The 25,272-nt window shown below is 62.6% G+C and carries 24 protein-coding genes; 12 read left to right on the forward strand and 12 right to left on the reverse strand.

The window, feature by feature from the left end; genetic code table 11:
* Positions 1–8: 8 nt before the first annotated feature.
* The 3 genes from cobT to V6617_RS03195 form a co-directional block, all read right to left on the reverse strand.
* The gene (cobT, locus tag V6617_RS03185) at positions 9–1,892 is read right to left on the reverse strand and encodes a cobaltochelatase subunit CobT (protein ID WP_338609048.1); all 1,884 of its coding nucleotides are present in this window, start codon (positions 1,890–1,892) and stop codon (positions 9–11) included.
* A 105-nt stretch (positions 1,893–1,997) separates the two neighbouring features.
* Positions 1,998–2,978: a cobaltochelatase subunit CobS gene (gene cobS / locus V6617_RS03190; protein WP_338609049.1), complete on the reverse strand. Its 981-nt coding sequence runs from the start codon at positions 2,976–2,978 to the stop codon at positions 1,998–2,000.
* A gap of 192 nt (positions 2,979–3,170) precedes the next feature.
* Positions 3,171–3,827, reverse strand: coding sequence for a J domain-containing protein (locus tag V6617_RS03195; RefSeq protein WP_338609050.1), 657 nt, complete (start codon positions 3,825–3,827; stop codon positions 3,171–3,173).
* A 180-nt stretch (positions 3,828–4,007) separates the two neighbouring features.
* Here V6617_RS03195 and V6617_RS03200 point away from each other — a divergent pair, with 180 nt between their 5' ends.
* Complete coding sequence (locus tag V6617_RS03200) at positions 4,008–4,271, forward strand: BolA family protein (protein ID WP_338609051.1); 264 nt, start codon at positions 4,008–4,010, stop codon at positions 4,269–4,271.
* On the opposite strand, the gene V6617_RS03205 is transcribed toward V6617_RS03200, so the two are convergent.
* Genes V6617_RS03205 through V6617_RS03215 form a run of 3 tightly spaced genes read right to left on the reverse strand, consistent with a single transcriptional unit; the run spans position 4,255 to position 7,237 of the window.
* Positions 4,255–5,532, reverse strand: coding sequence for an HlyC/CorC family transporter (locus V6617_RS03205; protein ID WP_338609052.1), 1,278 nt, complete (start codon positions 5,530–5,532; stop codon positions 4,255–4,257). The two genes, V6617_RS03200 and V6617_RS03205, sit on opposite strands and share 17 nt — an antisense overlap.
* Entirely contained in the window at positions 5,532–6,647 is a 1,116-nt protein-coding gene (gene aroB / locus V6617_RS03210) for a 3-dehydroquinate synthase (protein WP_338609054.1), read from the reverse strand. Before aroB ends, V6617_RS03205 begins: the two co-directional genes overlap by 1 nt.
* A complete protein-coding gene (locus tag V6617_RS03215; protein WP_338609055.1) occupies positions 6,644–7,237 on the reverse strand; it encodes a shikimate kinase in 594 nt (197 codons plus the stop codon). Before V6617_RS03215 ends, aroB begins: the two co-directional genes overlap by 4 nt.
* Before the next feature lie 115 nt (positions 7,238–7,352).
* Between V6617_RS03215 and V6617_RS03220 the strand changes: the two genes are divergently transcribed.
* The 6 genes from V6617_RS03220 to V6617_RS03245 all read left to right on the forward strand — a co-directional run bounded on the left by V6617_RS03220 (position 7,353) and on the right by V6617_RS03245 (position 13,881).
* Positions 7,353–7,505 carry a histidine kinase gene (locus tag V6617_RS03220; protein ID WP_338609057.1) on the forward strand — a complete coding sequence of 51 codons (153 nt, stop codon included), beginning with the start codon at positions 7,353–7,355 and terminating at the stop codon, positions 7,503–7,505.
* Positions 7,506–7,540: 35 nt separating this feature from the next.
* Positions 7,541–8,401 carry a site-specific tyrosine recombinase XerD gene (locus V6617_RS03225; RefSeq protein ID WP_338610806.1) on the forward strand — a complete coding sequence of 287 codons (861 nt, stop codon included), beginning with the start codon at positions 7,541–7,543 and terminating at the stop codon, positions 8,399–8,401.
* Positions 8,402–8,515: 114 nt separating this feature from the next.
* A complete protein-coding gene (locus tag V6617_RS03230; protein ID WP_338609059.1) occupies positions 8,516–9,475 on the forward strand; it encodes an acetyl-CoA carboxylase carboxyltransferase subunit alpha in 960 nt (319 codons plus the stop codon).
* A 132-nt stretch (positions 9,476–9,607) separates the two neighbouring features.
* Positions 9,608–10,633 carry a murein L,D-transpeptidase family protein gene (locus V6617_RS03235; protein WP_338609061.1) on the forward strand — a complete coding sequence of 342 codons (1,026 nt, stop codon included), beginning with the start codon at positions 9,608–9,610 and terminating at the stop codon, positions 10,631–10,633.
* A gap of 105 nt (positions 10,634–10,738) precedes the next feature.
* A complete protein-coding gene (locus V6617_RS03240) occupies positions 10,739–11,323 on the forward strand; it encodes a biliverdin-producing heme oxygenase (protein ID WP_338609063.1) in 585 nt (194 codons plus the stop codon).
* Entirely contained in the window at positions 11,320–13,881 is a 2,562-nt protein-coding gene (locus V6617_RS03245; RefSeq protein ID WP_338609064.1) for an HWE histidine kinase domain-containing protein, read from the forward strand. The genes V6617_RS03240 and V6617_RS03245 overlap by 4 nt, the downstream gene beginning before the upstream one ends.
* A 37-nt stretch (positions 13,882–13,918) precedes the next feature.
* Here V6617_RS03245 and V6617_RS03250 read toward each other — a convergent pair whose 3' ends face one another.
* The 4 genes from V6617_RS03250 to V6617_RS03265 form a co-directional block, all read right to left on the reverse strand.
* Positions 13,919–14,317 (reverse strand): (deoxy)nucleoside triphosphate pyrophosphohydrolase, encoded by a 399-nt coding sequence (locus V6617_RS03250; protein WP_338609065.1) that lies wholly within the window; start codon positions 14,315–14,317, stop codon positions 13,919–13,921.
* The gene (locus tag V6617_RS03255; RefSeq protein WP_338609066.1) at positions 14,314–15,069 is read right to left on the reverse strand and encodes a GNAT family N-acetyltransferase; all 756 of its coding nucleotides are present in this window, start codon (positions 15,067–15,069) and stop codon (positions 14,314–14,316) included. The genes V6617_RS03250 and V6617_RS03255 overlap by 4 nt, the downstream gene beginning before the upstream one ends.
* Positions 15,070–15,139: 70 nt before the next feature.
* Positions 15,140–16,372: a bifunctional glutamate N-acetyltransferase/amino-acid acetyltransferase ArgJ gene (gene argJ / locus V6617_RS03260; protein ID WP_338609067.1), complete on the reverse strand. Its 1,233-nt coding sequence runs from the start codon at positions 16,370–16,372 to the stop codon at positions 15,140–15,142.
* 197 nt (positions 16,373–16,569) lie between these two features.
* Positions 16,570–16,857 (reverse strand): hypothetical protein, encoded by a 288-nt coding sequence (locus tag V6617_RS03265; RefSeq protein ID WP_338609069.1) that lies wholly within the window; start codon positions 16,855–16,857, stop codon positions 16,570–16,572.
* 268 nt (positions 16,858–17,125) lie between these two features.
* Between V6617_RS03265 and V6617_RS03270 the strand changes: the two genes are divergently transcribed.
* Positions 17,126–17,743: a TetR/AcrR family transcriptional regulator gene (locus tag V6617_RS03270; protein WP_338609071.1), complete on the forward strand. Its 618-nt coding sequence runs from the start codon at positions 17,126–17,128 to the stop codon at positions 17,741–17,743.
* 35 nt (positions 17,744–17,778) lie between these two features.
* On the opposite strand, the gene V6617_RS03275 is transcribed toward V6617_RS03270, so the two are convergent.
* The gene (locus V6617_RS03275; RefSeq protein ID WP_338609073.1) at positions 17,779–18,735 is read right to left on the reverse strand and encodes a peptidylprolyl isomerase; all 957 of its coding nucleotides are present in this window, start codon (positions 18,733–18,735) and stop codon (positions 17,779–17,781) included.
* A gap of 274 nt (positions 18,736–19,009) precedes the next feature.
* On the opposite strand from V6617_RS03275, the gene secA reads away from it, so the two are divergent.
* Together secA and V6617_RS03285 are read left to right on the forward strand one after the other, a co-directional pair.
* Positions 19,010–21,676 (forward strand): preprotein translocase subunit SecA, encoded by a 2,667-nt coding sequence (gene secA / locus V6617_RS03280; RefSeq protein ID WP_338609075.1) that lies wholly within the window; start codon positions 19,010–19,012, stop codon positions 21,674–21,676.
* Between the two features lie 128 nt (positions 21,677–21,804).
* Positions 21,805–23,571 carry an SLC13 family permease gene (locus V6617_RS03285; protein ID WP_338609076.1) on the forward strand — a complete coding sequence of 589 codons (1,767 nt, stop codon included), beginning with the start codon at positions 21,805–21,807 and terminating at the stop codon, positions 23,569–23,571.
* Positions 23,572–23,574: 3 nt separating this feature from the next.
* On the opposite strand, the gene V6617_RS03290 is transcribed toward V6617_RS03285, so the two are convergent.
* Complete coding sequence (locus V6617_RS03290; protein ID WP_338609078.1) at positions 23,575–24,435, reverse strand: methyltransferase domain-containing protein; 861 nt, start codon at positions 24,433–24,435, stop codon at positions 23,575–23,577.
* Positions 24,436–24,495: 60 nt separating this feature from the next.
* On the opposite strand from V6617_RS03290, the gene V6617_RS03295 reads away from it, so the two are divergent.
* The gene (locus tag V6617_RS03295) at positions 24,496–24,819 is read left to right on the forward strand and encodes a double zinc ribbon domain-containing protein (protein WP_338610807.1); all 324 of its coding nucleotides are present in this window, start codon (positions 24,496–24,498) and stop codon (positions 24,817–24,819) included.
* Positions 24,708–25,271 (forward strand): ComF family protein, encoded by a 564-nt coding sequence (locus tag V6617_RS03300; protein WP_338609080.1) that lies wholly within the window; start codon positions 24,708–24,710, stop codon positions 25,269–25,271. The genes V6617_RS03295 and V6617_RS03300 overlap by 112 nt, the downstream gene beginning before the upstream one ends.
* Position 25,272 lies beyond the last annotated feature (1 nt).

The following is a 25,272-nucleotide window of genomic DNA, read 5'->3' on the forward strand; positions in this document are numbered from 1 at the left end:
AAAACGTCTCAGCGCCGCCTCCGGGCTTCACCGGGCAGTTCTTCATCGAACAGGGCGGCGAGATTGTCGGTCATGGCGCCGGCCAATTCGTCGGCGTCGAGAATGGTGACGGCGCGGCGGTAATAGCGGGTCACGTCATGGCCGATGCCGATGGCGACGAGCTGGACCGGGGAGCGGGTTTCGATCTCCTCGATCACGGCGCGCAGATGGGCTTCGAGGTAATTGCCCGGATTGACGCTTTGCGTGGAATCATCGACCGGCGCGCCATCAGAAATCACCATCAGGATGCGGCGGTTTTCCGGGCGGTTGACGATCCGCTTGTGGGCCCATTGCAGGGCCTCGCCGTCGATGTTTTCTTTCAGCAACCCCTCACGCATCATCAGGCCGAGATTGCGCTTGGCGTGGCGCCAGGGCTCGTCGGCGCCTTTATAGATGATGTGGCGGATGTCGTTGACGCGGCCGGGATTGGGTGGGCGTCCGGCGTCGAGCCAGGCTTCGCGGGACTTGCCGCCCTTCCAGGCGCGGGTGGTAAAGCCGAGGATTTCGACCTTGACGCCGCAGCGCTCGAGGGTGCGCGCGAGAATATCGCCGCAGATCGCCGCGATGGTGATGGGGCGGCCACGCATGGAGCCGGAATTGTCGATCAGGAGCGTCACGCAGGTGTCACGGAATTCGGTGTCGCGTTCGGCCTTGAACGAAAGGGCCTGGAGCGGATCGGTGACGACGCGGGTGAGGCGTGCGGTGTCGAGCACCCCTTCCTCGAGGTCGAAATCCCAGCCGCGGTTCTGCTGGGCCATCAAACGGCGCTGGAGCTTGTTGGCCAGCCGGGCGACGGCGCCGGCCAGATGTTCGAGCTGTCTGTCGAGCAATTGGCGGAGCTGGTCGAGCTCTTCGGGCGGGCACAGATCGGCGGCCGAGATGATCTCGTCGAACTTGTCGGTGAAGATCTTGTAGGTGGGCTGATTGGACAGGCGCTGGTCGCCTTCGCCCTGCGGGGGCGGGGCGGGAGCGTCTTCGCCGGCTTCGGCCTGGGCGTCCTCATCGGTGTCGGCGCTGTCGGCCTCCATGCCTTCGACGTCGCCGGATTCCTCGTGTTCGCCCGGCGCCTCGTCGGTGCCGTCCATGTCCTGGTTGTCGGCGTCGCCGTCCTGCTCTTCCTCCTCGCCGTTCATGGCCTGGTTGTTCTGGGCGTCCTGATCGGAGCCTTCGGAATCGTCGGAATCGAACTGATCGGGGTCGGCTTCGGCCAGAAGGTCGAGGTCGCGCAGGATGGAGCGGGTTTTGCGTGAAAACTCGGCCTGGTTGTCGAGGTGGCTTGCCAGTTCATCAAGCGAAGTGCCAATGCGACCTTCGAGCTTTTCGCGCCAGAGATCGACAATGGGGGTGCCCGAGGGCGGGATGGGGATGCCGGCGACCTTTTCGCGCATCATCAGTCCGAGCGCTTCGGCCAAAGGCGCGTCTTTGAGGTCGGTGACATTGGCGTAATTGGCGCGGAACAGCCGGTCCTCGATCATTTCGGCGATATTGCCGCTCATGCCCGCCATGCGAGAGCAGCCAAGCGATTCCACGCGCGCCTGTTCAAGCGCGTCAAAGGCGGCCTTGGCATCGGGGTCCTTGGGGGCAAGGCGGCGATGGGTGTCTGCGTCGTGGCTGGCCATGCGCATGGCCATGGCATCGCCCTGGCCGCGGGCGATGGCGATATCGCGGGAGGTCGGCAGGCGGGGCAGGGCGGCAAGGCGGGCCTTGTCTGCGGTGAGGATAGGCCGGTCTGCGGTAAAGCTCACCTCGAGATCGTGCTTGCCCGCGACGGTGCGCAAGGCGGCGCCGACCGCTGCCTTGAACGGGCCGGTGGGATCGGGCTTGTTGGCTTTGATGCGCGGGGGCTGGGCCATGTTGCTCTTCGTCTGATGTCACGCCGGGGAGGAAGGCCCCCTCACCCGGCCGTTTGGGCTTACCTTTCCCCTTTTGGGGAAAGGTAAGCCGGGGCCTTTGCGGCTCTACGCCGAGATTGCCAGATTGGCGGCCGATTCAGGCAACTCGACGCCAAACACGCGCTGGTAGAATTCGGCGACCACCGGGCGTTCGAGTTCGTCGCACTTGTTCAAAAAGGTCAGCCGGAAGGCAAAGCCGATGTCGCCGAAGATTTCGGCGTTTTCGGCCCATGTGATGACGGCGCGCGGGCTCATGACGGTCGAAAGATCGCCATTGATGAAGGCCGAGCGGGTCAGATCGGCGACGCGGACCATGTTGGAGACGAGTTTGCGGCCCTCATCGTCTTTGTCGTAGCTCTTGGCCTTGGCCAGAACGATGCCGACTTCCTTTTCATGGGCGAGATAGTTCAGCGTCACCACGATCGACCAGCGGTCCATCTGGCCCTGGTTGATCTGCTGGGTGCCGTGATAGAGGCCCGAGGTGTCGCCAAGCCCGATGGTGTTGGTCGTGGAAAACAGCCGGAAGGCTGGGTGCGGGCGGATGACGCGGTTCTGATCGAGCAGGGTGAGGCGGCCGGCCACTTCGAGCACGCGCTGGATCACGAACATCACGTCGGGACGCCCGGCGTCGTATTCGTCGAACACCAGGGCGATGTTGTTCTGGACGGCCCAGGGCAGGATGCCATCGCGGAATTCGGTGACCTGCTTGCCGTCGCGCAGGACGATGGCGTCCTTGCCGACAAGGTCGATACGGGAGACGTGACTGTCGAGATTGACGCGGACCAGCGGCCAGTTGAGGCGCGCGGCGACCTGTTCGATATGGGTGGATTTGCCCGTGCCGTGATAGCCCTGCACCATGACGCGGCGGTTGAAGGCGAAACCGGCGAGAATGGCAAGGGTGGTGTTGCGATCGAACAGATAGTCCGGATCGATCTCGGGCACGTGGTCGGTGTGTTCTTTATAGCCTTTGACAACCATGTCGCTGTCGATCCCGAACAGATCGCGCACTGAATACTCGGTGTCGGGCAGGTTGGAAAACTCAGTCATAATTTGCCTCGTCTCGGGCGCACCGGAACCATGTTTTTCCGATGCTAAGGCGCGTTCGGTTCGCGTCTTTTAAGGAAAAATTCGGAGCGCTTATAGCAACACAACTGCCATAAACCTAGAGCGCGGGATGCCGCAAGCGTTCCGACCCTGTTTCACTCGGCTTTTCGCATTACAGAAAAGGCAAGTGGGTGGTCAGACAAAGCCGCGCTGCTTGAGATGGTTATAGGCCGAAATGATGTTGCGCAGCCGGTCTTCGGAGCCCTTGTCGCCGCCATTGGCGTCGGGGTGGTGGAGTTTGACCAGGGCCTTGTAGGCCGATTTGATATCGCCCGAGGGCTTGCGCCCCTCAAGGCCGAGCACTTCAAAAGCGGCACGGTCCTGCCCGGTGAGCGTGATGGCGCGCTCTGCGGCCTCACCCTTGGCGCCGGCGTCCTGACGGGCGCGCGAACGCAGGCGGGCGAACACGCCATTGACGTCGCGGAACTGGCTGCCGGTATAGTCGCGCGCCTTATATTTTTTCGGCTGCGGGTCCGATTTGCCGAAGCGGTTGGACCCGTAGGCCCAGGTTTCGCGGCTGCCGGGCGCGTTCATCTTGGTGGCGTGATCGGCGATTTCCTCGTCATCCATGCCGGTGAAATAATTGTAGGCCTTGTTGTAATGGCGCACATGCTCGAGGCAGAAATTGTGGAACTGGCCCTCCGAGCGCGCGCCTTTTGGCGCCTTGTGCATGCCGGGCTTGTCACACCCTTCCCAATCGCACCCCGGATGCGTCGCCACCTGCTCTTCAACCTGGGAGCGGCGCGGCTTGATGCGGACGGAGTCAAAGATGTTGGATTTGGAATTCGACATGAGAGCGGACGGGAACCTTTGTTGCGGGGCCAGCATATTTTTTTCGTGAGATCGAACCGGAAAAGTGTGCAACTTTTCCCGATCTCACTCTAGCGAAACGAAAGCCCATAATCATATACCGTTTGAAACCGGCTGGCCCGGTTCAATTTGTTCTATTTTCCATAACAGGCGTGTTGACACATGAGCGTTCGCGATGAAATCGAAGCCAAACTCACCGAAACCTTCGCGCCGGTGTCGATCGAAGTGATCGACGATTCAGAGCGTCATCATGGTCACGCAGGATGGCGGGAAGGGGGCAATACCCATTTCCGCATCACCATCGCCAGCGAAAAACTCGATGGCCTCAATCGCGTCGACCAGCACCGCGCCATCAACGCGGCGCTTGCCGATCAGTTCGATGCCGGGCTGCACGCGCTGGCCATCAAGGTCATTCCTTCGCGCTGACCGCCGCTTCGACCGGCGATACCCGGAGCTGGGTCACCCTGTTGTGCTGGCGACGCAGGACCTTGAAGCGCAGGTTGTGGAAGGTGAATTGCTGGCCCGGATCGGGGATCAGCTTGGCTTCGTGGATCACAAGACCGGCAACGGTGGTGGCTTCCTCGTCGGGCAGGTTCCAGTCTAGCGCCCGGTTGAGGTCGCGGATCGGCAACTGGCCGTCGATGATATAGGAACCGTCGGCCTGCTTGCGCACGCCATCGATCACCGCGTCGTGCTCGTCGGCGATTTCCCCGACGATTTCCTCGAGGATGTCTTCAAGGGTGATCAGGCCCTGCACCTCGCCATATTCATCGACAACCAGCGCGAAATGGAGCTTGCGCTTCAAGAACGCGTTGAGCTGGGCCTGGGCGGAGGTCGTGTCGGGCACGAACCAGGGTTTGAAGGCGATCCTGGCCGGATTGACCTTTGTGAAATCCCCGTCGGCCTTCTGGATGGCGCGCAGCAGATCCTTGGCGTGGACGATGCCCACGATATTGTCCTGCTTTTCCTTGTAGAGCGGTACGCGGGTAAAGGGGCTGTCGAGGATGGCGCCGATCAATTCGTCGGCGGGCATGTCGGCATCGAGCGCCAGCATGCGGGTCCTGTGCACCATGACGTCGGAGACTTCGAGTTCGCGCAGATCGAGGATGCCGCCCAGCATGTCGCGGTCGCCCTTGACCACTTCGCCCTCGTGGTGAAGGAAATCCACTGTACCGCGCAATTCATCATGGCCCGAGATTTCGCTGGCCTTGTCGGGGTCGAGACCGAACAGGCGCAGGATCAGGTTGACCAGAGACTGCACGGCCAGCGTTACCGGTGAAAACACCAGCACGATGACCCTGATGACCGGGGCGACAACGAGCGCAAAACTGTCGGGCCGGATCAGGGCAAGCGTCTTGGGCAGCACCTCGGAGAACACAACGACCGCCGCCGTCATGGCGAGTGTTGCATAGGCGATGCCGGCCTCGCCGAAAATCTGAATCAGCACCGAGGCGGCAAGGGTCGAGGCCAAAATATTGACGACGTTGTTGCCCAGAAGGATGGCGCCGATCAGGCGCTCCTTTTCCGCCGTCAGCTTTTCGACCAGCGAGGCGCGCGTGTTGCCCGACTTGGCCAATTGGTACATGCGGGCCCGCGATGAGGCGGTCAGCGCGGTTTCCGAGCCGGAAAAGAAAAAGCTCATAGCCAGCAGCGCGATAATGGCGAGCAGGGACAGCCACAACGACATCAGCGAATATCCTCAAGGAATGTTGCGACCGCTTCGGGGTCGATGTTTTTCTCGATGAAGGCCTTGCCGATGCCGCGCGTTAAAATGAACGTCAATTGCCCGCGCGAGACTTTCTTGTCCTGTGCGATGGCGTCCATGAGCATTTGCGTTGGCGGCAGGTCTCCGGAGATATCGGCCAATGTAGTGGGCAGGCCGGCATTTTTCAAATGGGCTTGGACCCGACCGGCATCCTGGGACGGTGCAAGACCCAGTTTGGCCGAAAACCGATATGCCAGCACCATGCCGATGGCGACGCCTTCGCCATGGAGCAGGCGGTCGGAATAGCCGGTGGCTTTTTCGAGCGCGTGGCCGAAGGTGTGGCCGAGATTGAGGAGCGCCCGGTCGCCGGTTTCCTTTTCGTCGGCGGCCACGACGCGGGCCTTGGCGGCGCAGGCCCGCGCGATGGCCTCACCCCGGGCCGGGCCGCCCGCTTCGATGTCGCGATAATTGGCTTCCAGCCAGAAAAACAGTTCCTCGTCGTCGATTAGGCCGTATTTGGCCAGTTCGGCATAGCCGGCGGCGAACTGGCGGGGGGGAAGGGTTTGAAGTGCGCTCAGATCGGCAAGCACCAGGCGGGGCTGATGGAAGGCGCCGACAAGGTTCTTGCCATGGGCTGAATTGATGCCGGTCTTGCCGCCGACCGAGGAATCCACCTGCGCCAGGAGCGAGGTGGGGATCTGGACGAAATCCATGCCGCGCCGGACGATGGAAGCGGCAAAGCCGGCCAGATCGCCGATCACCCCGCCGCCCAGGGCAATGAGGATGTCGGTGCGTTCGAGCCGGGCAGCCATGATGGCTTCGACCACGCTCTGAAGGTTGGTCCATGATTTGGTGGCTTCGCCGGCCGATACGACGATTTCGGTGTGCCCGAGGCCGGCCGCGTCAAGGGACGCGGTGAGGCGAGGGAGCTGGGCCTTTGCCACATTCTCGTCGGTGACGATGCCGTAGCGGGCACCGGGGAACATCGCGGCCAGTCTTGGGCCGGCGCTTTGTATGGCATCGGGGGCGATGACGATGTCATAGGCCCGATCGCCCAGCGGTACATGAACGGTGTGAAGGGGTGTATGCTCGCTCATTGGTCTTTCGGGATGTCGAAATGGCGCGAAATGGCGGAGAGAATATCGTTGACGACCACATCATGGGGCACGTCGCGCGAAGCGACGGTGATGTCGGCCAGCGCATAGACGGGATAGCGGGTGTCGATCAGTCCCTGCAGCGTGCTGCGCGGGTCGGGGGTCTGGAGCAGGGGGCGGCCGGGCCGTTTGGAGACGCGGGCGAACAACAGGTCGAAATCGGCCTTGATCCAGATCGAGACGGCATGGGTCTTTATCGCCTCGCGGGTTTCGGGATTGATGAAGGCACCGCCGCCAGTGGCGATGATGCCCTGATGCTCGCGCAACAGCCGCGCGATGACCCGGGCCTCGCCGGCGCGGAATTCGGGCTCGCCGTGGGCGGCAAAGATGTCGGGGACCGACATGCCGGCGGCGGTTTCGATCTCGGCGTCGGAATCGGTGAAGGGCAGGCCCAGGCGATGGGCCAGGCGACGGCCGACGGTGGTCTTGCCGGCGCCCATCATGCCCACGATCACGATCGGCCGCCCGGCCAGGGCGTCGAGCACCCGGCTTTCGGCCTTCGGCCTGGCAATGCCTGTCGCGTTGTGCCCCATCGTGGTGCCCTTATTGGTTGATGTGGTTCAACCGTGTGGCGGGCGGGCTGTCAAGGCGCTCGCTTGCCCGTCACGCGCAAATCTGGGAAAATCACTATCCGACACCGAGGATGCCATGCCCACATTGTTTCGTTTGCTGGTCGCCATCGCCTTTATCGTGGGGCTTGCCTATGCGGGCATGTTCGCGCTGGCGGTGCTGGTCGAGCCCAATGAGCGCGACGTGACGGTGCGCGTGCCCACGCGCGATCTTCTGGCGGATGCGCCGTGATCAAGGACGGCCATCTGATCGAGGCATTTCTGGAAATGATGAGCGCCGAGCGGGGCGCTGCGGCCAATACGATCGAAGCCTATCGGCGGGACCTTCTCGATTATGCGGGGTTTCTTGCCGGCCCTGGCAAGGCGATTTCCGATGCGGGGCGCGCCGATGTCGCAAATTATCTGGCCCATCTGTCGGCGCAGGGGCTGGCGGCAAGCTCGGCGGCGCGCCGATTGAGCGCGGTGCGTCAATTGCACAGGTTTCTGGTTTCCGAAGGCAGCAAGGGGGACGATCCCACGCGCATCGTTTCGGCGCCCAAGCCGGGGCGGGGCCTGCCCAAGGTGCTCTCGGTCGAGGAGGTCGACAGGCTTTTGAAATGCGCCGAAGACGAAGCGGCGGGGGGAGACGAAAGCGAGGTGCGGCTCTATGTGCTGCTCGAATTGCTCTATGCCACGGGGCTGCGGGTGTCAGAACTGGTGGCGCTCGAGCGCAAGGCGGTGCGGCGCGAGGCCGAACATCTGACCATTGCTGGCAAGGGCGGCAAGGAGCGGCTGGTGCCGCTCAACGACCGGGCCAAGGACGCTTTGGTCGGCTGGCTCGAGGGCACGGACAAGGACAAGTTCGTTTTTCCCGCCAAGGGGGCCGAGGGGCATCTGGCCCGGCAGGTGTTTGCGCGCGATCTCAAAAGGCTGGCCGCTCGGGCGGGCCTGCCGGTTGCCAAGGTTTCACCGCATGTGCTGCGCCATGCCTTTGCATCCCATCTGCTGCAGAACGGGGCGGATCTGCGGGTCGTTCAGATGCTTTTGGGCCATGCGGACATTTCAACGACCCAGATTTATACCCATGTTCTGGACGCTCATTTGCGCAAACTGCTCGAAGATCACCATCCGCTGTCGGGCGATGCTTGACACGGGAGGGTCTAATCGACACTTTCCCGCCACTTTGAAACTCTAGAGCCCGCTCGCCAGCATCTGGTGTTGGCCGCCCAAAAATGAGAAGGTTGCCCGAAACGGGCGGATTTCATGCAGTCATATCTCGATTTCGAAAAACCCGTCGCTGAACTCGAAGGCAAGATTGCCGAGCTCAAGAACCTTGCCCAGACCGATGAAGCGGTCTCGATCGGTGACGAGGTTTCGCGCCTGCAGCAGCGCGCCGAAGATGCGCTGCGCGACGTCTATAAAAAGCTCACCCCCTGGCAGAAGACGCTTGTGGCGCGCCATCCGCAGCGCCCGCACTTTTCCAATTACCTCAAGGCGCTGGTGACCGAATGGACCCCTTTGGCGGGGGACCGCAAATATGCCGAAGATCCTGCCATCCAGGCCGGGTTCGGGCGGATCGATGGAGTGCCGGTGGCCATTTTGGGCCAGGAAAAGGGCAATGACACCGAAAGCCGGCTCAAGCACAATTTCGGCATGGCGCGGCCCGAGGGCTATCGCAAGGCGGTGCGGATCATGGAAATGGCCGACCGGTTCGGCCTGCCTGTGATTTCGTTCGTCGATACGGCGGGCGCCTATCCCGGCATCGGCGCCGAAGAGCGCGGCCAGGCCGAAGCCATTGCGCGATCTACGGAAAAATGCCTCGAAATCGGGGTTCCCAACCTTTCCATCGTGATCGGTGAAGGCGGATCGGGCGGGGCGATCGCCATTGCGGCGACCAACAAGGTGCTCATGCTCGAGCATTCGGTCTATTCGGTGATTTCTCCCGAAGCAGGGGCTTCGATCCTGTTTCGCGATGCGGGCAAGGCCCAGGATATGGCGGCAGCGCAAAAGATCACCGCGCAGGATTTGCTGGCGCTCAAAGTGATCGACGGCATCATCGAGGAGCCCATGGGCGGCGCGCACCGCAACCCTGAAAAGATCTTCGCCGACGTCAAGGCCGAGATCGCCAAGTTCCTCGGCGAGTATGACGACGAGCTCGGCCCGCTCGAAATCCGCGAGCAGCGGCGCGAGAAATTCCTGGCGATCGGGACGGCGCTCACCTGAATTTGACCGCGCCGTCTTGCAATTTGCATAAAATTTAGGTCGATTACCCGACAACCTTACCGAGCGTTAACCCTGTGGTGGCATAGAGGGGGCGGGGGCAAGGCGTACAGGAATTGCAGGGTCAGGGCATAGATGCTCCGTAAATTCGTCCTTTTGGCCATCTCGCTCGTTGTTGCGGGTGTTCTGGCCTCGTGCTCGGCGCTTGAGGGCGACGGGCGTCATCTCATGCCGCTGTCGGGCGCCACCAAGTCGCGGCTGGCCGCAATGGGGTCGAGCCCGCAGGCGGCGATGATGATCCGCATCTTCAAGGAAGAATCGGCGCTCGAAGTCTGGAAGCAGACGGCCGGAGGGTCCTACAAGCTGTTCCAGACCTATGAAATCTGCACCTGGTCGGGCGAGTTGGGTCCCAAATTCTACGAGGGCGACCGGCAGGCGCCCGAGGGGTTCTATACGATCACCCCCGGGCTGATGAACCCGAATTCGAATTATTACCTTGCCTTCAATCTGGGCTTTCCCAACAGATATGACCGCACGCATGGCCGGACGGGCAGCCATCTGATGGTGCATGGCGCGTGTTCGTCTGCAGGGTGCTATGCCATGGAAGACGAGCAGATCGCCGAAATCTACGCTCTGGCCCGCGAGAGCTTTACCGGCGGCAACCGCTCGTTCGAGGTGCAGATCTTTCCGTTCCGCATGACGCCGGACAACATGGCCAAGCACCAGTCCAGCGAGCACATCGATTTCTGGAACAACATCAAGCAGGGCTACGACTATTTCGAAGTCGCCAGCACGCCGCCCGCCTGGGATGTGTGCGACGGGCGTTACGTCTTCCGCCAGCCCTCGGCGGTCAATGCAACAGCGTCGATGGCCGGAAGCTGCCAGGCGGTCGTTGCCGACCCCACCATCGTTTCGGCCTTCCAGGCCCGTCAGTCGGCCGATGCCGCGGCGATACAGAGCGCGATCGTGCGGCTTGCCGATGCAGAAGCGGCCGCAGCGGAAGCCGAACAGCGCCGGCTCAATGCCGAAGCGGAAATGGCCGCGCGGGGCGAGGCCATCAACAATGCGGTCGACGGGTTCTTCGGTACCCTGTTCAGCCCGCTCGATGCCCTGGCGCCGAGCCAGCCCGAGACCGCCCCTCAAGGCACGCCGCAAGGCTGACTGAAAGCTCATAACGGGAACACTGGCCGCCGCTTGTGCGTTTCAAGCGCAGACAGGGCCAAAACCGGCCCCCTTCCGTGTTTTTGCCAGAGAGCTTTTCCACCGATGATCCAGGACCGCGCCGCCGGCTTTCGTTTCGTCCTTCGGGACGCAACAGGGGCCGCTCATCAAAGGCTCGACGAGGCGGCCGGTCGCTTCGATCTGGGGAGCCGGGACGATTATCGCCGGTTCCTTGTCTGGCACGGGGCCATTGTGCCCGGGCTCGAGACCCATATGGCGGCCAACGGCATCGAGCGGATCGTTGCCGACTGGGCGGAACGCAAGCGCACGGCGGCCCTGCTGTCCGACCTTGGCGCGCTGGGCGTGTCCTGGCCAGGGCAAGCCGATCTGCAGTTGCAGAGCGGGCGCGGGGCGCTGTTTGGCATGGCGTATGTGCTCGAAGGGTCGCGCCTGGGGAGCGCGATGCTGGTGCGTCGTGTCGATCCGGCGTTGCGCGGGGCAGCGACCGGCTATCTCGATCATGGCGCGGGGCTCAAACTTTGGCCGCGATTCCTCGACATTCTCAACACAGCAGGATTATCCGGGGCGGAACAACAGGCGGCGATCGATGCCGCCAACCAGGTGTTCATGCTGTTCGAGCGTGAGCTTCTGGCCCATTTTGAACCCGATGGAGCCGCGCCCGGCCAATGAATCAATACGCCTCCCCCGGCACTCCGCTCGATGGCGGTGTCGATCTGACCAATTGCGACCGCGAACCGATCCACAGGCTTGGCCGTATCCAGGGCTTCGGCTTTCTGGTGGCCGTCTCGTTCGACTGGATCGTTCAATATGTTTCGGCCAACAGCGCCGATTGGCTCGGCTCGGAGCCCGACGACACGATCGGTCGCCCGCTGGGCAATTTCGCCGACGGGGATTTCCTTCACACCATCCGCAACCATGTCCAGCATCTGACGGGCGCGGACGATGTGGAGCGGGTGTTCGGGGTTCAGTTGACCGAGGGCGGAGCGCCGTGTGACACGGCGGTTCACGTTTCGGGATCACTGATTATCATTGAATGTGAGCCGGCCCGGACCGGCGCGGAAGGCAACGACTCCATGGTCCGCCGCATCGTGCAGCGCCTTCAGGCCGCGGACTCGGTGGACAAGCTGTGCAAGTCGGGTGCCAGTCTGGTGCAGGCGCTGACCGGCTTTGACCGGGTGATGATCTACAAATTCCTGCACGACGACAGCGGCGAGGTGGTTGCCGAATCCCGCCGGCAGGGTGTCGACAGTTTTGCGGGGCTGCGCTATCCCGCCTCTGACATCCCCCGCCAGGCGCGCGAACTCTACAAGCGCAACCTGATCCGCATCATTGCCGATGTGGACGGGCAACCCCACGATATCACACCGTTCGCGGCACCCGATGGCATGCCGATCGATCTGTCCAATTCGGTGCTGCGCTCGGTCTCGCCCATTCATCTCGAATATCTGCGCAATATGGGGGTCGGCGCCTCGATGTCGATTTCCATCCTGCTGCGCGGGCGGCTGTGGGGGCTGATCGCCTGTCACCATTATTCCCCGCGCCGAGTGCCCTTCAACGTGCGCACGGCGGCCGAACTGATCGGGCAGATGTTCTCGCTGGCGCTCGATGCCAAGATCCGCGAAAGCGAGATCGAGGCCGAAAAGCGGGCGCAGGAATTTCACCACAAGGTGCTGCGCATGGTCGGACCGGAGCAGGGACCGGTCTCCCAGCTCGCTTCGATGTTCGGGGAGATGAGCGGGCTGGTCGATTGTAACGGGATCGGCATGATCGTCGATGAGGAGGTCGAACTGTGGGGAGAGACGCCGGAGCGCCCCGAGTTCAAGGCGCTGGTGCAGTTTCTCAACCGGACGGTGTCCAATTCCATCTTTGTCACCCACGAGCTGGGCAAGCTTCATCCGGCCGCGGCCGCCTATGCCGACAGGGTTTCGGGCATGCTGGTCATTCCCATCTCGCGCACGCCCGGCGACTATCTGATCTTTTTCCGCCGCGAGGTGACCGAGGAGGTCAAATGGGCCGGCAATCCGGAAAAGCCGGTGAGCGTGGGGCCGATGGGGTCGCGCCTGACGCCGCGCAAGAGTTTCGAGATCTGGCAGGAAACGGCGCGCGGGCAGTCCGAGCCCTGGAGTTCGAGCCATATCAGGCTGGCCGAGGCGCTGCGCGTGAGCCTGCTCGAAGTGATCCTCAAGCATACCGAGCTGATCGAGGGTGAGCGAAGGCAGGCACGCCAGCGTCAGGAACTCCTGATCGCCGAACTCAATCACCGGGTGCGCAACATTTTGGGCCTGATCCGCGGCCTGATCCGTCAGGTCAATACGCCCCAGCGCAGCACGGAAGCGTTCGTTTCAACGCTCGACGACCGAGTGCAGGCGCTGGCGCGGGCCCATGACCAGTTGACCGAGCGTCAATGGGGCTCGGGATCGCTGCTGGCGTTGATCGAAAACGAGACGGCGGCCTATCTGGCGGAAAAATCGGAAAGGGTGATCGTTTCGGGGGACGATGTGGGCCTGGTGCCGCAGAGTTTTTCGGCGCTGGCGCTGGTCATTCACGAGTTGACCACCAATTCGGCCAAGTATGGCGCATTGTGCGACAAGCGGGGCACCGTTGCCATTGCGCTCGAGCGCGACGATTCAGGCTGGCTGACCATACGCTGGGTCGAGCGCGACGGCCCGCCCGTCAAGCCGCCGGGCGGCGCCGGGTTCGGGTCGGTGGTGATCGAGCGCTCGGTGACCCATGACCTTGGCGGATCGGTCGAGATGGATTATCGCATCGACGGGTTGCGGGCCAAATTGCGCATTGCGCCCGAACATCTGGCCGATCTCGATGAAGCCCGACAGCATGCGCCGCGTCCGGTCATAAGGCGGGCGGGCAAGGTGAATTTCCCCGAGGGGCGGGCGCTGATCGTCGAAGACAATGTCATCATCGCCATGGATTGCGAGGCGGTGCTGCGCGACATGGGGTGCGGGGAGGTGGTTCTGGCGTCCAGCGTCGCCCAGGGGCTCAAGGCGATCGAGAATACCGAAATCGGCTTTGCGGTGCTCGATGTCAATCTGGGCAACGAGACGAGCTTTGCCATTGCCGATGTGTTGAGCGAAAGGGCCATCCCGTTCATCTTTGCCTCGGGCTATGCCGATGGCGTGTCGTTTCCCGATGCGCATGTGGAACGCCCGAAAGTCTCCAAGCCCTACGACATGGCAAGTCTCACCGATGCGCTCAAGCGCGTGTTCTGAGTGGCTGGATGACGGCGCGATTGCGAACTGGAGCCGTTCAGAGCAGATCGCACAGCGGGGCGATGAGTGGGATGTCGGCGGGAGGCATGGGATAGTCGTGCAGTTTTTGCGGGCGCACCCATTTGAGCGCCGAATGCTCTTTGGCAATTGGCGTGCCCTGCCATTTCCTGCACACATAGAGCGGCATCATCAGGTGCCAGCCGTCATAGGTGTGGCTGGCAAAGGTCAATGGCGCGAGGCACGCCTCCCTGGTTTCGATTTCCAGCTCTTCAGCCAGTTCGCGGATCAGCGCAGCCTCGGGGGTTTCGCCCGCCTCGATCTTGCCGCCGGGGAATTCCCACAGGCCGGCCAGTTGCTTGCCCTGGGGCCGCTGGGCGATCAGCACGCGCCGGTCGGCATCGACCAGCGCGCAGGCGACGACGAGGGTGATTTTCATTGCGTTTGTGCCTCGGGCTGGCGGCGGTAGTGGTAGGGGTAGCGGAAGACAAAACCCATGGCGAGATAGAGCGCGATGGCCGGGCCGTTGTCCCCCTGGACCTGGAGGGCTGCGTGGCTGGCGCCGTTTTCGGCGCCCCAACTGAGCGCGCTGGCCATCATGCGTCGGCCAAAACCCTGGCCGCGCAGTTTGGCCGAGGTGATGACGTCATAGACCATGACGATGCCCTCGCTCTCGACACACAGCAAGGACGCGCCGGGCGTGCCATCGTCGGCGGCGACGACGATGCCGCATGCGGGACGTTTGAGCGCGCCCAGGATGGCGGCGAAGGTTTCCTGCTTTTTGGTATCGAACCCCTGCAGGGCCGTTTGCGCGGCGAGGAAAGCGGGATCGGTCGCATCGTAAAGACTGGCGGCGCCATCGAAGCCGTCGGTCTGGCCGAGCGGGCAGGACAGAACCAGGCTTGTCTTGAAGCGCTCCCAGCCTGCCCGGTCCAGCGTATCGAGGATGCCGCCGCCGGTCAGCGGGGTGACGCGGAAGACCGAGGGCAGATCGTGTTCGGCGTAGCGGGCCGAAAGAGTTTCGATCCGCTGGGCGGCATTGGTGTCATCGGCGGGATCGAGTGACCAGATGGCATTGGAGCGGCCTGAAAAACCCCTGGCGAAGCGGGCGCGCCATTGCCCGTCCTCGATGGTTTCGAGCGCGGGCCATGTGGCGAGCGAGGCGGCTTCGATTTCGGAAACGGTGCGCAAGCTGGATCACACTTCTCTTTTGCCGCGTTGTCGAACCGTAAAACCGGTTGCCACTTTTGCTGACAACGCTCTAACTCCTGTAGCTGCCGTTGATATCGATATAACCGTGGGTCAGATCGCAGGTATAGACGGTGGCAGAGCCCGTTCCGAGCCCGATATCGACGCTGATCGAAAGCTCCTCGCCCTTCATATAGGCGGTCGCCGCGTCCTCGGAATAGTCGGGCGCGCGCTGGCCGTTGCGGGCCAGAACGTGGTCGCCAAAGGCGATGGTGAGCTTGTCGCGGTCGGCGGGCTGGCCGGCCTTGCCCACCGCCATGACGATGCGGCCCCAATTGGCGTCCTCGCCGGCGATTGCCGTCTTGACGAGCGGGCTGTCGGCAATGGCGCGGGCGATCCTTGCGGCGCTGTCGTCGGTCGTGGCACCGGACACGTTGACGGCAACGAATTTGGTCGCCCCTTCGCCATCGCGCACCACCTGCATGGCGAGATCGAAGAGCACATCATTGAGCGCTTCACCGAACGTTTGTGCGCGCGGATCGTTTAGGGATGCGATGGGGTCGATTTCCGCCTTGGCTGTGGCAAAGGCCAGAAGGGTGTCGGAGGTCGAGGTGTCGCTGTCGACGGTGATGGCGTTGAAACTGGTCTTGTTGTGTTTGGCGAGCAGCGCCTGAAGCACATCGGCGGCGATGGGGGCGTCGGTGAACACGAAGCTGAGCATGGTGGCCATGTCCGGCGCGATCATGCCCGAACCCTTGGCGATACCGGCGATGGAGACCGTCGTGCCATCGACGTCGATCGTGGCCTCGGCCAGCTTGGGGAAGGTGTCGGTGGTCATGATCGCCCTGGCCGGCTCCATCCAGGGGTCGGCGGCCAGTTGGCCCGTGAGGTTTTGCAACACGCCATCGAATTTGGTGGCGTCGAGCGGCTCGCCGATGACCCCGGTCGAGGCGAGAAAGATTTCCGAGGGCTCACACCCCACCGCCCTTGCGGCGATGTCGGCGGTCAGTTTGACCGATTCGATGCCTTTTAAACCGGTAAAGGCATTGGCATTGCCCGAATTGACGACGAGGGCGCGGGCCGTACCATGGCCAAGGTTCTGCCGACACCAGTCGATTGCGGCCGAAGGGCAGAGCGAGCGCGTCAGAACGCCTGCAACCACGGTTCCCGGATCGAAGACGGCCAAAAGCACGTCGGTGCGCCCCTTGTAGCGAATGCCCGCCTCGGCGGTGGCAAAGCGCACGCCGGCAATGGCGGGCGGGGCGACATAGGATTTGGGGGCAAGGGGAGAGACGGGCAGGGCCATGGGAGAAAAGACCTTGAGGGGGTACGCGTTGGCGGTTCTTCCGTGTGCCCCAACATTGCCGTGCTGGCAAGAGGCGCAGTCGGCTCGATCATTTCATCGTTTCACGGAAACGGCGCGACGCTCTTTGCCACCATGCGGGAAATATTGACGCTCTCGTCCCGATTTCGAAACGAGAGCGTCGGGCATTGGGTGCGGGCTCACCTGCGCACAGGGCGCATGATGAAACCGGCAAAGCGTTTCTGGATCTGGGGGATCATCCAGAACACCATGATGGCAACCATGAGCGGGGTGACGATCAGGGTGGTCTGCCAGATGGGCCAGCCGGCCGTGAGCGGCAGGACGAGATAGAGAATGAGCGTGATGATGGGATAAACGCCGAACAGTGTGACCAGAAACTGCCGCGAGCGGTTGGGACGGAGCGAAGCACCGGCCGCTGGCTGGGCGGTGGTGGATGAAGGGGTTTGTGCGGAGGAAATATCGGACATTGTTTCAACCTTTCGAAACGGAACGTTCCGTTATATATTGAAACGAGCCGTTTCGTTCAAGTGGATATTGTCGATTTTTTCCCCTATATCTTCGGGCGAGCCCATTCGAGGCGCGCGATTGAAGGATTCCAATATGTCGCGAGGGGCTGGGAGGTCTCACCGGAGAGCGTGAAGTCTGGCGAGGCTGCGGCGCGCCCGTTCGTTCGTGGGGCGATTGAACGGCGGAACGCAGGGCTTATTGGCCGGGTCGAGGAAGGAAGACGAAACAATGACGAAAGAACATCAGCCGGTGGCGGTACGGCGGGGCTCGATCGGCGCCAAGCGCAATCCGGCCAGCCAGCAGGCCATTTTGGAGGCCGCCGAGGCTATCCTGCGCGAAGACGGGCTTTCGGGGTTTTCCATCGAGGCGGTGGCGCGGCGGGCACGGGCGGGCAAACCCACAGTCTATCGCTGGTGGCCGTCCAGGGCTGCCCTGCTGCTCGACGTTTATCAGGGGTTCAAGAATGAACGCCAGTTTCCCGACACGGGAAATTTCGAGGACGATCTGAGAGCGTTTCTGACCAATCAATTGATCGGGTTCTGGAGCGCTGGCATCTGCGGCATGGTCTTCCGATCGGTCATTGCCGAAGCCCAGAGCGATCCGGGGGCCGCCGAGGCGCTGTTTGCCTATGAGCGGGGGCGGCGCAAATTTGCCGAGGTGTTGGTGGACAGGGCCAAGGCGCGCGGCGAAATCGACCCCAATGCCGACAGCGCCGTCATCATCGAACTTCTGGCCGGCTTTGCCTGGCACCGTCTGCTGACCGGCCGGATCGAAGGCTCGGATGCCGACGTGGACAAGGTCGTTGCCACAATCGTGGCGGCGACAAAAAAGAACCCCGGCGTTTAGGCCGGGGCTCGGAACAATTGGTCTATGCCAGGGTGTTAAATGCCGCCCTGGGCCTCGACCTGCGCGGCCAGATCGGCATCGTCGATCTCGATTTCCACGTCGGACTTGATCTCTTCGATGGCCGCTTCGTAGCTCTCATAGAGAACCTGCTGGGCGACCTGCTGGCGCACGTCCTCGAGCGGGGGTGCTTCGGAGAGACGACGGTCTTCGAGATAGATCAGGTGAAAGCCGAACTGGCTTTCGACCGGCTGGGACATCTCGCCGACCTCGAGCGCCATCGCGGCCTGCTCGAATTCGGGGACCATCATGCCCGATGAGAAATAACCGAGATCACCGCCATTGGCGCTTGTACCGTCGGTGCCATATTCGCTGGCAGCATCGGCAAAGTCGCGTCCGGCTTCGATTTCGGCGCGGATTTCGTTGGCTTCCTGTTCGGTGGGCACCAGAATGTGGCGGGCCCGCACTTCGGGTTCAGGGGTGAAATCGGCGACCAGGTCCTCATAGGCAGCCTGGACGGCTTCCTCGGTGACCTGGGTTTCAACGATGGAGTTGAAAAAGGCGCGACGCAGGGCCTGATCCTCAAGATAGGCAAGGCGGCGGGTGAACGCTTCGCTTTCGTCAAGGCCATCCTCGCGGGCGGCGCTGGCCATCAGCTTCATGTCGATGACGACGGTCAAAAGAAAGCCGCGCCGCTGTTCGGCGGGAATGGACTGGAGTTCCTGGGTCAGCTCTTCGGCCGCCAGAACCAGATCGGCCTCGGTGATCTCTTCGCCGCCCACCGTGGCCAGGACCGTATCGGGTGAGACCGGTTCTGCGGGAGCAGCGGGCGCTGCCTGCTCGGCAGGAGCGGCGGGCGTTGCCTGCTCGGCTGCGGGGGCGGGTTCGTCGTTTTGCGCCCAGGCTGGAGCTGTGCTCAGCGAGACGGCAAGAACCGCCGGGATGAATACGGCCCGCAAGAGGCCGGCCACCGGAGCGGCGAAATCGGATGACATGATGAGATCTCTCCTTGTTTTTCCGAAGCCCGGGCCCCCCATCGCCCGAACCAAAGGTCCGGATATGCGTTTAGCCCCGGACTTTGGCCGTGGTTTGTCCGATTTTGCCAACGTTGACAACCCATGGTGGCACTCTTACATCTCCTGCCGAAGTTTTCCGCGCTCCTTTCGGCAGCGCCCCGGCCTGCCGCCCTACCATTCGTGCAAGGCAAGTTCCGGGACGTCGCAACCGCCGAATCCGGGCGCATCCAACAGATTCTAAGGACAATTGTTCATGGCTCTTGCAACGCTTGCCCGGAAGTTTTTCGGCTCGGCCAATGATCGGCGCGTCAAACGCTATCAATCCAATGTCGAGGCCATCAACGCACTCGAGCCCGAGTTCGAAAAGCTCTCCGACGAACAATTGAGGGCCAAGACCGAGGAATTCCGGCAGCAATTGCGCGATGGGGCCAAGCTGGCCGATGTGCTGGTTCCCGCCTTTGCCACTGTGCGCGAAGGCTCCAAGCGCGCGCTGGGCATGCGGCACTTCGACGTGCAGCTGATCGGTGGCATGGTGCTCAACGAGCGGGCCATCACCGAAATGCGGACCGGTGAAGGCAAGACGCTGGTCGCAACGCTTTCGGCCTATCTCAATGCGCTCGAAGATAAGGGCGTGCACATCGTTACGGTCAACGACTATCTGGCACGCCGCGACAGCGAGTGGATGGGCCGGCTCTACGGCTTTCTGGGCCTGACCACCGGGGTGATCGTTCATGGCATCAACGACACCGAGCGCAAGGCGGCCTACGATGCCGACATCACCTATGGCACCAACAACGAGTTCGGTTTCGACTATCTTCGCGACAACATGAAATATTCGCGCGCCCAGATGGTGCAGCGCGGACACAACTACGCGATCGTCGACGAAGTGGATTCGATCCTGATCGATGAGGCGCGCACCCCGCTGATCATTTCGGGGCCGTCCCAGGACCGCTCAGAGCTCTACAAGACCATCGACAAGTACATTCCGCTGCTGGTCGAGGAAGACTACACGATCGATGAAAAGCACCGCGCGGCCAATTTCACCGACGAGGGCATCGAAAAGCTCGAAGAGATCCTCGAACGCGATGGGCTGATCAAGTCCGGGTCGCTCTATGACATCGACAATGTCTCGATCGTCCACCATCTCAATTCGGCGCTCAAGGCGCACAAGATCTTCAACCGCGACAAGGACTATATCGTCCGCGACGACAGCGTTGTGATCATCGACGAATTTACCGGCCGCATGATGCCGGGGCGGCGGTTTTCCGAAGGGTTGCACCAGGCGCTCGAAGCCAAGGAAGGCACCAAGATCCAGCCGGAAAACCAGACGCTGGCCTCGATCACTTTTCAGAACTATTTCCGGCTCTACACAAAGCTGGCCGGCATGACCGGCACGGCCGATACCGAAGCGTCCGAATTTGCCGATATCTACGGGCTGGACGTGGTGACCGTGCCCACCAACGTGCCGATCGCCCGTATCGACGAGAACGACCAGATCTATCGCTCGGTCGAAGAAAAATTCCAGGCCATTACCGACGAAGTGATCGAGTGCCGCTCGCGCAACCAGCCGGTTCTTGTGGGCACCACGTCGATCGAGCGCTCGGAAATGCTCGCGGACTTCCTCAAAAAGAAGGGCGTCAAGGACATCGCCGTCCTCAACGCCCGCCATCACGAGCAGGAAGCCCAGATCATCGCGGCGGCCGGTGTGCCGGGCGCCATCACGATTGCCACCAACATGGCCGGTCGCGGTACCGACATTCAGCTCGGCGGCAATCTGGAAATGCGCGTCGCCAATGAGGCCGAAGGTCTCGAAGCCGAGGCGCTCGAGAAAAAGACCGCAGAGATCAAAGCCGATATCGCCGAAAAGAAGAAGGAAGCGCTTGAGGCGGGCGGGTTGATGGTGATCGGCACCGAGCGTCATGAAAGCCGTCGCATCGATAACCAGTTGCGCGGCCGGTCTGGCCGTCAGGGCGATCCGGGACGGTCGAAATTCTTCGTCTCGCTGCAGGACGACCTGATGCGCCGGTTCTTCCCTGAACGCATGGAAAAGGTTCTGACCTCGCTGGGGCTGAAAGACGGCGAGTCGATTTCCGACGCCATGGTCACCAAGGCCATCGAGCGCGCCCAGACCCGCGTCGAGGGGCACAATTTCGACATCCGCAAGAACATCCTCAAATACGACGACGTGATGAACGATCAGCGCAAGGTGATCTTCGAGCAGCGCATCGAATTGATGGACGCCGAAAACGTCGCAGAGACGATCGCCGACATGCGCCACGACGTCGTGGATTCGCTGATCGCCAAATCGGCGCCCGAGCGGTCCTATCCTGAACAGTGGAACACCGAGCAGCTTGGGGCCGCGTGCAAGACCTATCTGGGCATCGAGCCCCCTCTGGCCCAATGGGCCGATGAGGAGGGCATGGATGTCGAGGTGCTGCGCGAGCGCATCATCAAGATGGCCGATGATTATGCGGCGGCCAAGGCGGCGCGCATCGGCCCCGAAACCATGCGCCAGATCGAAAAGAGCTTCATTCTGCAGTCGATCGACGGGCTGTGGCGCGAGCATCTGGTGACGCTCGATCATCTGTCCAAAGTGGTCGGCTGGCGCGGACTGGCGCAGCGCGATCCGCTCAATGAATACAAGCAGGAAGCGTTCGAGCTGTTCTCGCTGCTTTTGACCAATCTTCGCGAACTGGTCACCACCCAGATGAGCCATTTCGAGATCAAGCCCCCCGAGCCGCAGGCACCTGCCCAGCTTCGCGAGAGCCATATCGATCCGGTGACGGGCGAGAACGAGGTGCGCGAAGAGGATGGACCCAAGGGTCAGTTGAGCCCCGAAGTCATGGCACGCACCCGGCGCAACGATCCGTGCCCGTGCGGCTCGGGCAAGAAATTCAAGCACTGCCACGGCGCCTTTTAGACGGGCCGCATAGTGATTGTTCCAGATCCCCGGCGCGCCGCTCCGGGGATTTTTTTGTCATCGGTCGCGCCGGGCACGGGAACCCTTTAGGGTGGTCTGCATTTGTGAACGCGCCTCGGGGGATTGAATTGACCTACGAACAGATCGTGCTTTTTGTCCTTCTGGGATTGGTGCTCGCGGGGCTCTTGTGGGGCAAGTGGCGATATGACCTCGTTGCCTTTGCGGCGCTGATCGTTGGGGTGGTCATGGGCGTGGTGCCGGCCCAGACCGCGTTTTCAGGCTTTGGCAATGATGCGACGATCATCATCGCCCTGGTGCTCGTTGTGACGGCGGGCCTGTCGCGTTCGGGGGCCGTCGATCTCATCACCCGGTACGCTGTGGACCGCGACCGTTCCCTGCCCATCCACATTTCGGTCATGGGAGGCATCGGTGCGGTTTTTTCGGGCTTCATGAACAATGTCGCGGCGCTGGCCATTCTGATGCCGGTGGACGTGCAGGCGGCGCAAAAGGCGAACCGTTCGCCGGCCTCCTCGCTGATGCCGCTGGCTTTTGCCACGATCCTTGGCGGCATGCTGACCATGATCGGCACGCCCCCCAACATCATCATCGCCGCCTATCGTGAGCGGGCCATGGGCAACAGCTTCACGATGTTCGATTTCACACCCGTCGGCCTTGTGTGCGCGCTTGCCGGTGTGGCGTTTATCGGGCTTGTGGGCTGGCGGTTGATCCCGGTGCGGGGCAAGGGCGCGGGCGCCGAGTTGCGCGCCTCGGCCAGTTATACGACCGAACTGGTGGTCACCGAGAAATCAAAAGCCAAGGGTCAGCGGGTGCGCGATCTGGACGCCGAGGCCGAAGAGCATGATTGCGCCATCGTGGGGCTGGTGCGCCGCAACAAGCGCATGCCGGGCCGAGCGCGCTGGGAAAAGATCGGAAAAGGCGATCTGCTTGTCGTTCACGGCACGGCCGAGGCGATTTCGGCACTGGCCGGTGCGTTGCAGGTCGACCTGCAGGGCCGTTCGGGGGAAAGCGCCCAATTGTCGTCGGACCTCAAGATGGTCGAGGCGGTGGTGACCACCGACAGCCGTGTCGTGGGCAGGATCGCCAATGATGTGCGGGTTATGCAGCGCAATGGCGTCGTCATGCTGGGCCTGTCGCGGCGCGGCCGGGCCATCACCGAGCGGGTGCGCCGCACCCCGCTCGAGGTGGGCGACGTTTTGTTGTTGCTCGGCCATCAGGACGCCATCGACGACGTCGTCACCCGCATGGAGTGTCTGCCCGTTGCCTCGAGCGTTGCTGTGACGCGGCACGAAAAGGCGCTGGCGGCCATCGGGCTCTTCGCGGCAGCGGTGGGAGTAGGGGCGTTCGGACTGGTTCCGCTCACCGTGGCGCTCGGGGCGGTGGCCGTCCTCTATGTGCTTTTCGACATCCTGCCGGTGCGTGAGATCTACGAGGCGATCGAATGGCCGGTCGTTGTGCTGCTCGGCTCGCTGCTTCCCATCGGGATGGCGCTGGAGACCTCGGGCGGTGCCCAGCTCATAGCGGAATGGCTGGCGATGTTTGGACAACATGCTCCGGCCTGGGTGACACTTGCCGCGGTGCTGGTGTTTACCATGACGCTTTCGGACGTTCTCAACAATGCGGCGACAGCGGTGATCTTTGCGCCGGTCGCATACGGGCTGGCCCAGATATTGGGGGTCAATCCCGATGCGTTCCTGATGGCGGTGGCCATCGGGGCGAGTTGCGCCTTTCTTACCCCGATCGGGCACAACAACAACGCGCTGATCATGGGGCCGGGCGGCTATCGGTTCGGCGATTACTGGCGCATGGGCCTGCCGCTCGAAATCATTATCACCGTGGTCGGCGTGCCGGCCATCATGGTGTTCTGGCCGTTGTGACGCTCAGGGCTTCGACGTGTCCTTGAGCACGTCGTGCAGGCTGGTCCGGGCCGAGCCGGGCCGCAAGGGCTTTTGCTGGCTTTCATGAGGCGCCCAGCCCGAGAGCCACAAGATTTCGAGGCTGGCGCGGACCCTGCCGTCGGGATCGGAAAAACGCTCGGCATAAATCTCGGCAGCGCGCATCAGATGGCGCGGGGTCAGCATGCGGGTATCGCGGCCGGCCAGCGGATTGGTGACCCCCAATGCCCGCAATTCATCAAACAGGGCGAGCGGGGTCCGGTAGCGCACCGTATGGGTTTCAAGATCGGTGACAGGCAGGGCAAAGCCGGCGCGCTGGAGCAGGCTGCCGGCGTCGCGCACATCGATCATCGGCGCGACGCGGGGGGAAACGCCGCCCAGAATTTCCACGTCGGCGGCGAGGAACGCATCGCGCAATTCGCTCAGCGTGCGCCCGCCGATGGCGGCGGCGATCAAAAGCCCGTCGGGGGCAATGTGGCGGCGCAGGTTTTCGAGAAAGCCGGGCACGTCGTTGACGGTCTGAAGATCGAGGAGCGAGACGATCAGATCGTAGTCGCGGGCGGGCAGGCTCAGATGTTCGGGATCGGCCAGCGCAAAGCCGTCGACCTCAAGCAGGGACGAGATTTTTTCAAAACGGATCGGGCCGTTTGCCGACTGCGCCGTGTCGGGCAGCAGTGCTGGATCGGGGCCCATGATGAGCGCCTTTGGAAATGCCCGCGTTACCGGAGCGAGGCGGTCGGCGAGGTCTGCGACCACCAGATCGGTCACGAAATCGGGCTGCCCTTTGCGCTTGGCAAAATTGGCGGCGAGGCGGGTGCGGTCGAAAACGAGCGGGGGCTGGGTCATGGTCCCGACCATATGGCGCAGGAATGGATGGCGTGCAATGATCGGTTCATGGTTGGGGCGATGGAAAATCGGGGCAGACCCTTTGCGCTGCGGCTGTGCGCCCTTGCGACTTCGGCCGGGGCGCGGGCGCTGGATCTGGCGTTTCCGCCGGTGTGCCTGGCGTGTAGCGCTGCGGTTTTGACGCCCGACGGGCTGTGTCCGTCCTGCTGGGGTCAGTTGATCCCTATTCGCGCCCCTTCTGTCCCGTGCTGGGGTTGCCCTTTGCGTCCGACATGGGCGAGGGAGCGCTGTCGGTCCAGGCGATTGCCAACCCGCCGCCATTTGCCCGGGCCCGCTCGGCCGTCGCCTATACCGATCTGGCGCGAAAACTGGTCTCGAAGATGAAATATTCCGACCGACCCGAGATTGCGCTGTTCTGTGCGCGGATGATGGTGTCGGCAGGTCACGAGCTTTTGGGGCCCGATGCCGTTCTGGTGCCCTTGCACCCGGCGCGCCAGCGCGAGCGGCGGTACAATCAATCGTCCGAGTTGGCCCGCACCATTGGCCGCCTTGCAAAATGCGATCTGCATACCGACCTTATCGTCAGACACAAACGCACCATCCAACAGGTCGGGCTCAACGCGTCCCAGCGCGCCCGCAATGTCGATGGGGCGTTTCGGGTCGATCCGGCGCGTCTGGATCGACTGGGCGCACGGCGCGTTGTGCTTGTCGACGATGTGCTGACCACGGGCGCCACCGCCTCGGCGGCGGCCAAGGCACTCAAGCGGGTCGGTGTATCGCAGGTCGATGTGCTCAGCTTTGCCCGCGTTGTGTTCGACACCGATATGACAGTATAAC

Source organism: Pelagibacterium nitratireducens (assembly GCF_037044555.1).
Classification (GTDB): Bacteria; Pseudomonadota; Alphaproteobacteria; order Rhizobiales; family Devosiaceae; genus Pelagibacterium; species Pelagibacterium nitratireducens.

Coding starts and splice junctions, on each gene's coding strand:
- V6617_RS03215 (WP_338609055.1), bottom strand. CDS start 7,237: ATGGGGCACAACGCGACAGGCATTGCCAGGCCGAAGGCCGAAAGCCGG.
- cobT (WP_338609048.1), bottom strand. CDS start 1,892: ATGGCCCAGCCCCCGCGCATCAAAGCCAACAAGCCCGATCCCACCGGC.
- V6617_RS03290 (WP_338609078.1), bottom strand. CDS start 24,435: ATGACCCAGCCCCCGCTCGTTTTCGACCGCACCCGCCTCGCCGCCAAT.
- V6617_RS03225 (WP_338610806.1), top strand. CDS start 7,541: ATGATGAGCGCCGAGCGGGGCGCTGCGGCCAATACGATCGAAGCCTAT.
- V6617_RS03245 (WP_338609064.1), top strand. CDS start 11,320: ATGAATCAATACGCCTCCCCCGGCACTCCGCTCGATGGCGGTGTCGAT.
- argJ (WP_338609067.1), bottom strand. CDS start 16,372: ATGGCCCTGCCCGTCTCTCCCCTTGCCCCCAAATCCTATGTCGCCCCG.
- cobS (WP_338609049.1), bottom strand. CDS start 2,978: ATGACTGAGTTTTCCAACCTGCCCGACACCGAGTATTCAGTGCGCGAT.
- V6617_RS03265 (WP_338609069.1), bottom strand. CDS start 16,857: ATGTCCGATATTTCCTCCGCACAAACCCCTTCATCCACCACCGCCCAG.
- aroB (WP_338609054.1), bottom strand. CDS start 6,647: ATGAGCGAGCATACACCCCTTCACACCGTTCATGTACCGCTGGGCGAT.
- V6617_RS03200 (WP_338609051.1), top strand. CDS start 4,008: ATGAGCGTTCGCGATGAAATCGAAGCCAAACTCACCGAAACCTTCGCG.
- V6617_RS03195 (WP_338609050.1), bottom strand. CDS start 3,827: ATGTCGAATTCCAAATCCAACATCTTTGACTCCGTCCGCATCAAGCCG.
- V6617_RS03235 (WP_338609061.1), top strand. CDS start 9,608: ATGCTCCGTAAATTCGTCCTTTTGGCCATCTCGCTCGTTGTTGCGGGT.
- V6617_RS03295 (WP_338610807.1), top strand. CDS start 24,496: ATGGAAAATCGGGGCAGACCCTTTGCGCTGCGGCTGTGCGCCCTTGCG.
- V6617_RS03220 (WP_338609057.1), top strand. CDS start 7,353: ATGCCCACATTGTTTCGTTTGCTGGTCGCCATCGCCTTTATCGTGGGG.
- V6617_RS03250 (WP_338609065.1), bottom strand. CDS start 14,317: ATGAAAATCACCCTCGTCGTCGCCTGCGCGCTGGTCGATGCCGACCGG.
- V6617_RS03205 (WP_338609052.1), bottom strand. CDS start 5,532: ATGTCGTTGTGGCTGTCCCTGCTCGCCATTATCGCGCTGCTGGCTATG.
- secA (WP_338609075.1), top strand. CDS start 19,010: ATGGCTCTTGCAACGCTTGCCCGGAAGTTTTTCGGCTCGGCCAATGAT.
- V6617_RS03230 (WP_338609059.1), top strand. CDS start 8,516: ATGCAGTCATATCTCGATTTCGAAAAACCCGTCGCTGAACTCGAAGGC.
- V6617_RS03275 (WP_338609073.1), bottom strand. CDS start 18,735: ATGTCATCCGATTTCGCCGCTCCGGTGGCCGGCCTCTTGCGGGCCGTA.
- V6617_RS03240 (WP_338609063.1), top strand. CDS start 10,739: ATGATCCAGGACCGCGCCGCCGGCTTTCGTTTCGTCCTTCGGGACGCA.
- V6617_RS03270 (WP_338609071.1), top strand. CDS start 17,126: ATGACGAAAGAACATCAGCCGGTGGCGGTACGGCGGGGCTCGATCGGC.
- V6617_RS03300 (WP_338609080.1), top strand. CDS start 24,708: ATGGGCGAGGGAGCGCTGTCGGTCCAGGCGATTGCCAACCCGCCGCCA.